This is a genomic window from Micromonospora sp. SYSU B005 (assembly GCF_055362685.1).
This window is the reverse complement of sequence record NZ_JAXCFU010000068.1, coordinates 1-679: the sequence shown is the minus strand read 5'-3', so window position 1 is coordinate 679 and position 679 is coordinate 1. Positions and strand designations below refer to the sequence as shown.

Here is a 679-nt window from a genome sequence, read left to right as displayed (position 1 = left end):
CAGCCGATCCGCATCCGTCAGATCACCACCCGACAACTCGGCCAAGACCAACGATGCCATCACCGCCTCGGTGAGCACGAACGCCGGATCGGCATCACTCAACAGCTGCGTGATCCGCTCGACCGGCAGGGTCGGGTCCACGGGCAGATACACCCCACCCGCCTTCAGCACCGCGAGCAACCCCACCATCGAGTCCGCCGACCGCGGCAGGCTGACAGCCACGATCCGCTCCGGGCCCACGCCCTCCCGCACCAGGTGCCTGGCCAGCCGATTCGCCCGCGCATTCACCTCGGCGAACGTCAGTGACACGTCGCCGCACACCAACGCCGTCACCGCGGGCGTCCGGGCTGCCTGCGCCTCGAACACGTCCACGACCGTGCCGGTTGGCACGGTCATGGCGGTGTCGTGCCGAATCTGCGGCTCGTCCAGCACCTCGACCGCGAACAGCGGCACATCCGGACCGCTCAACGCGGCGACCACGTTCTCCACCGCCGTGCACAACAACCGGCCGATCGCCTGCGGGTCGAGCGAATCGACCACCTCCACGCTCAGGCTCAGACCCGCCACATCCTGGTCGTTCACCGACACGCTCAACGGATAATTCGTGCGCTCCCTGGCATAAACGGTGCGGATACCCTCCGGCGCGCGAGTCGCCTCAGCGTCCGGCCCGTCCGGGCCC

The 679-nt window shown here is 68.6% G+C and carries 1 protein-coding gene; it reads right to left on the bottom strand.

The window, feature by feature from the left end; all coding sequences use genetic code 11:
• Window positions 1-588, bottom strand: a 588-nt coding sequence (locus tag SM452_RS30405) for an AMP-binding protein (RefSeq protein ID WP_463841226.1), incomplete at its 3' end; no start/stop codon positions are given.
• Window positions 589-679 lie beyond the last annotated feature (91 nt).